Raw genomic sequence first — 5,216 nt, 5'->3', positions numbered from 1 at the left:
TGCCCCGAGAAACTGGTCGCATTATGCCCGAATGGGGTACATCGCAAACATCGGGTCGGCGGATGGCCCACCGGTGTTCGGCGGCTGGCCGCGCTCGGGGCGTGTGGAGGGGGGATGGAAGCCGTGGTCGTGGCGCGGCATGCTGCTAGAATATAGCGACGTCCATCGCTCGCCCATGCGCGAGCCAGACGTGTCTCGCGTGCCATGATGCGTGCGAGGCGCTTACGTTAGGAGATGTTTGTACCAATGGCACACTTCAAACGCAGCCACGTTGCCATTCCGACAGCCACCTTCGCCTTAGTACTGGGCCTCGGCCTTGCCGGCGTGCCCATGAATGCATACGGCGTCACGTCCGCCGAGCTCCAGCAGCAGCTCGACGCCGCGTCGGAACAGCTCAATAGGCTGTATTCCCAAGCCGAGCAGGCCGGCTACGACCTGCAGAGCGTTCAGTCCGCCCTTCAGGCCACCGAGGACAGCATCGTCCAGACCGAGGCCGAAATCAAGGAGGAGCAGGCGCAGCTCGCACTCCTTCAGAAGGAGCTCGGCATCCTTGCCACTAATCAATACAAGGGCGGATCCCTGAGTCTTTTCAACCTGCTGTTCAACGCCGATAGCTTCGATAGCCTGGTTTCGAGCATGCGCTATGCCGATAAAGCGGCGGAGCATCAGCAGGGCGTGATCGCCCAGTCCAAGGAACTCCAGGAGTCGCTTGCCGCCAAGAAGGCCTCGCTCGAGGCCGATAAGGTCAAGCAGGAGAAGCTCGTCTCCGACCAGAAGGTCAAGGCCAACTCTGCCGCTGCCGCGGCATCCGACGCGCAGGCCTATTACAACCAGCTCTCCGACGAGGTCAAGGCCAAGATCAAGGAGGAGCAGGAGGCCGCGCGCGAGAAGGCCCGCCAGGAGGCGGAGGAGGCTCGCAAGAAGGCCGAGCTCGAAGCCCAGCAGCAGGCGCAGCAGCGTCCGCAGCAGGGCGGCTCGAACGGCTCCGGCGGCTCGACCAGCCAGGGCGGCGGTACGACTGGCGGAAGCGGATCTACTGGATCGGGTGGCGGATCGACCGGATCGGGCGGCGGTGCCACGGGCGGCGGCTCGACTGGATCGGGCGGCGGCAACCAGGGCGGCGGCTCGGGCGGCGGTACCACGGGCGGTGGCAACCACACCACCTCCGGCGCCGCGCAGACCATGGTCAACCGCGCGTGGGGCATCATCGGCTCGGGTTATTCCTATTCGGGCTACCGCTGGACCGGTGACCCCAACAGCTCCTGGTTCACGTGCTCGGGCGTTATCGACTACGCGCTCGGCCTTGGCTCCAACAGCAACAGCCCCGAGAGCCTTTACTACTCGGTGGGCTCGCGCCTTACCACCGATCGCAGCAAGCTCGCCTATGGCGACCTGGTGTTCTTCAAGCACGCCGGCAGGCGTCCCGGCCACGTGGGCATCTATATCGGCAACGGCCAGATGATCGATTCGATCCCCGGTGCCGGTGTGGGCGTGCGCACGCTCGATTTCATCGGCGGCTTCATGGGCGGCGGCCCCATCGTCTAGCCCTTAGGTTGTTCACCGGCGGCGGCGTGCGAGTCGCCGCCGGTTTTTTATTCATTGATGGCCGCGGTGCGCGGTCACCGCACCGATACCGCGGAAAGCTGGTTGCATGGCGGGAAAAGCAAAGATTGCAAAGACGAATGCGATGCGCGAGCTCGAGCGAGCCGGCATCGCGTTTTCCGTTCTCACCTACGAGGTGGATGAAAACGATCTCTCGGGCATTCACGTTTCCGAGCAGCTGGGCGAAGACCCGGGTCAGGGCTTCAAGACCCTCGTCACGGTTTCGGCAACGGGGGAGCACGTCGTATGCTGCATCCCCGTCGCACGCGAGCTCGACCTCAAGGCCGCCGCGCGCGAGGCCGGTGTCAAATCCTTGACGATGCTGCATGTGAAGGACCTGGTCCCTACGACGGGATACATGCGCGGGGGCTGTTCGCCCGTGGGGATGAAGCGGCGCTTTCCCACGCTCATCGACGAGAGCTGCCGTTCGTACGACGAGATCTTCATCTCGGGAGGCAGGCGCGGCATCCAGCTCAAGCTGGCGCCGCTCGATCTGATTTCGTTCACGGGTGCTCGTGTGGCCCCGCTGTGCAGGGAGGAGCAATAGATGGCTCGACAGGATACCGAGCGCGTCGAGCGTCCGGCGGGCAGGCATTTCGCCGACGCCGTCGTCGACTCGCCCAGCGCGATCGCCGTTGCCGGTAGCGAGAGGGGCGCTGAGCGGGAGGAGCTCGCCGCGACGGAGGACGACGGCATGGATGCCGAGGCCGTTGGCAAGTCGGCCGCCCTCATGAGCGGCCTCGTCATCATCAGCCGTATCACGGGATTCTTCCGCACGTGGGCGCAGGCGTACGGTCTGGGCGCCTCCATCACCGCAAGCGCGTTCACGGTTGCCAACGGCATGCCGAACGCCCTGTACGAGCTCGTGATGGGCGGTATGCTCGTCACGGCGTTCCTTCCGGTATACGTGTCGGTGAAACGTCGGGCGGGCCGCGAGGGCGCGAGCGCGTACGCATCCAACCTGCTGTCGCTCGTCACGCTGCTCATGACCGGATTGGCCGTTCTCTCCTTTATTTTCGCAAGCGAGATCATCTGGACGCAGTCCTTCAATGCCAGCGCCGAGTTCGATCGCGACCTGTCGGTCTACTTCTTCAGGTTCTTTGCGATCTCCATCGTGCTCTACGCGCTGTCGTCGGTTATCTCGAGCGTGCTCAACGCCGAGCGCGACTACTTCTGGAGCACCGCGGCCCCCGTGGTCAACAACATCATCACCACGGCATCGTTTTTCCTCTACGGTTTTCTGGTCGACCGCGGCATGCAGGATATCGCCATCCTCACGCTGGCCATCGGCAGCCCCCTGGGCGTCTTATCGCAGGTGGCGGTGCAGATACCCGCGCTGCGAAGGCATGGCGTGCGCCTGCGTTTCCGCATCGATCTGCATGACCCCTGCATCCGCGAAACGCTTAGCATCGGCATCCCCACGCTCATCGTGACGCTCGTGTCGTTCGCCACCACGTCGGTGCAGAGCAGCTGCTCGCTGTCGGTGAACCCCAACGGCGCATCCATCACGTATTACGCGCGCATCTGGTATATGCTGCCATATTCGGTGTTCGCCATCCCCATCACCACGGCTATGTTTACCGAGCTCTCCTCGTTCGTGGCGAGCGGCAACATGAAGGCGTACGTCAAGGGCATCCGCGACGGGTCGGGCAAGATCTTGTTCCTGCTCATACCCTTCGCCATGTATCTCATGGTGTTTGCACCGTGCCTGGCAGGCATGCTCAGCAGCTCGCGCATGACGGGCGAGTCGGTTTCCCAGCTTGCCAACTATCTCGTGTGGCTTTCCATCTCGCTGCCCGGCTACGGTGTGTGCACGTATCTGCAGAAGGCCTGTTCGTCGCTGCGTAAGATGTACCTGTTCGCGATCGCGGAGTGCATCGCGGGCGCCATCCAGATCGTCATCTGCCTTGTGTTCACACCGGTGTACGGGTTCAACGTCGTGGGCTTCAGCTCGACGTTCTTCTTCGTGTCCATCGATCTGGTCACATTCTTCATCCTTCGGCGCGAACTCGGAAGCATCGGGTTCCGGTCGATCGTCGTATCGGGGCTGCGCGCCTGCGCGCTCGGCGGCCTCGGCGCGCTCGTGGGCGCCGTTATCTTGTGGGCGCTCCAGACGTTCGTGGGACCGCTTTCCGGCGGCATGCTCCAGTCGATGCTCTATGCCGTCGCGGGTGGCCTACCGGCGCTGTTGGTCACCTTCGGCATCGCGGCGAAGCTCCGTATCCCGGAGGCATCGTTCCTCACCGCTATCCTGGCTCGCTTCATCCCGAGCCTCGCGCGCTAGCGCAGTTTTACTAGGAGAAAGGACCCGGGCATGGCTTCGCTCGAACAGACGGCGGGGAAGACTCTCGAACAGCGCATCGCGTCGCTCCTGGCCCGTCGGACGGGTACCGTCGAGATGGATTGGCATTGCGTGTTCAAAGCCCGCTACGGCATGCGCGTTGCCTTCGATGCGATTCGCTCGCGCATGGGCGAGGGCGTGGTCGTCACGCAGCTGCTCACCTGCTGCACCGCCGTCGACCCCATCCTTGCAGCGGGTCTGACGCCGCTCTATGCCGACATCTCGGTTGACACCGCGTCCATCGACCCTGATCGCCTTGCGTTGCCGGATGATTGCCGTGCCGTCATGCTGCAGCATACGTACGGCATTATCGACGACGCGGCTTCGCGGCGGCTGGTCGAGCGTGCGCACGCCGCGGGCGCGGTTGTGATCGAGGACTGCGCGCATTGCGTCGGGCGCATGGCCGTGGACGAGGAGGGCCACCCGCTCGCCGATATATCGATTCACTCGTTCGGTATCGAAAAGGTGCTCGATACGCTGTTTGGCGGCGCGGTGTGGGTGAACCCCCGTTCCCCGTTCACCGAGGTGGTGGACGAACTCTCCGCACGTCTTGCCGTGCTGCCCGCGCCGCCCGCCCGCATCGCCTTCGTCGCGCGCGTCAACCGCTTTCAGCTCCGTGTCTTCGGGCATCTGCCGCGTCCGCTGGTGCGCGGTCTGCGCCGCGTGCTTCCCGCCCTCGGTCTGTTCGAGCCGGCTGTTTCCGATGACGAGCGTCGCGGACAGCTCCCGTACGATCCCATGCGGCCCTCGCGCTTCGTATGCGAGAAGGCACTGGTGGCGCTCGAGGGCCTCGGCCGCGTCGAGGACGCGCGCGCCGCGGTCGCATCCGTTTATCGAAGCGAACTGGGCGGCGTTCCCGGCATCGAGATCCCGCAGGCCGCTATCTCCGGAGATACCCAGCCCCTGCTGAAGTTTCCCGTGCTTGCCGCAGATACCGCTACGGCGGATCGCATGGTTTCCGAAGTGTGCCGCGCGGGGTACTACACATCGGCGTGGTACCGCCCCGAGCTGTGCCCTGGCGTGCTGGATAAAGCCGCCTACCACGTGCCCGAAGATCGTTCGGGACTCGCTGCGAACGACCGCTTCGTGGCGTGCGTTGCCACGCTGCCAACGGATGTCGACGTTGCGGGTGCCCATCGCGTCTGCGAGGTCGTGCGGAGCGTGGTCTCTTCATAGAGTCTGCGGTCTGCGGTCCGCGCCGTATCTGCGAGGGGCTTATGATGAGGAGTCCAACAAGAGTAGATAGGGTGAAACGGGGATAGCATGCAGGTTA

Annotated in this window: 4 protein-coding genes; all 4 read left to right on the top strand. The window is 64.1% G+C overall.

All coding sequences use genetic code 11. The features are described from left to right. The first annotated feature begins 246 nt into the window (after window positions 1-246). The 4 genes from I2E26_RS06115 (at window position 247) to I2E26_RS06100 (ending at window position 5,119) form a co-directional block, all read left to right on the top strand. The gene (locus tag I2E26_RS06115; RefSeq protein WP_195420021.1) at window positions 247-1,545 is read left to right on the top strand and encodes an NlpC/P60 family protein; all 1,299 of its coding nucleotides are present in this window, start codon (window positions 247-249) and stop codon (window positions 1,543-1,545) included. 106 nt (window positions 1,546-1,651) lie between these two features. Continuing rightward, entirely contained in the window at window positions 1,652-2,149 is a 498-nt protein-coding gene (gene ybaK / locus I2E26_RS06110) for a Cys-tRNA(Pro) deacylase (protein WP_147588866.1), read from the top strand. Further along, the gene (gene murJ / locus I2E26_RS06105; protein WP_229056457.1) at window positions 2,150-3,886 is read left to right on the top strand and encodes a murein biosynthesis integral membrane protein MurJ; all 1,737 of its coding nucleotides are present in this window, start codon (window positions 2,150-2,152) and stop codon (window positions 3,884-3,886) included. Between the two features lie 30 nt (window positions 3,887-3,916). Next, the gene (locus I2E26_RS06100) at window positions 3,917-5,119 is read left to right on the top strand and encodes a DegT/DnrJ/EryC1/StrS family aminotransferase (RefSeq protein WP_195420020.1); all 1,203 of its coding nucleotides are present in this window, start codon (window positions 3,917-3,919) and stop codon (window positions 5,117-5,119) included. The last annotated feature ends 97 nt before the right edge of the window (window positions 5,120-5,216 follow it).

It is taken from the genome of Collinsella sp. D33t1_170424_A12 (genome assembly GCF_015554865.1).
GTDB lineage: Bacteria > Actinomycetota > Coriobacteriia > Coriobacteriales > Coriobacteriaceae > Collinsella.
This window is presented reverse-complemented; position numbering and strand designations above follow the sequence as displayed.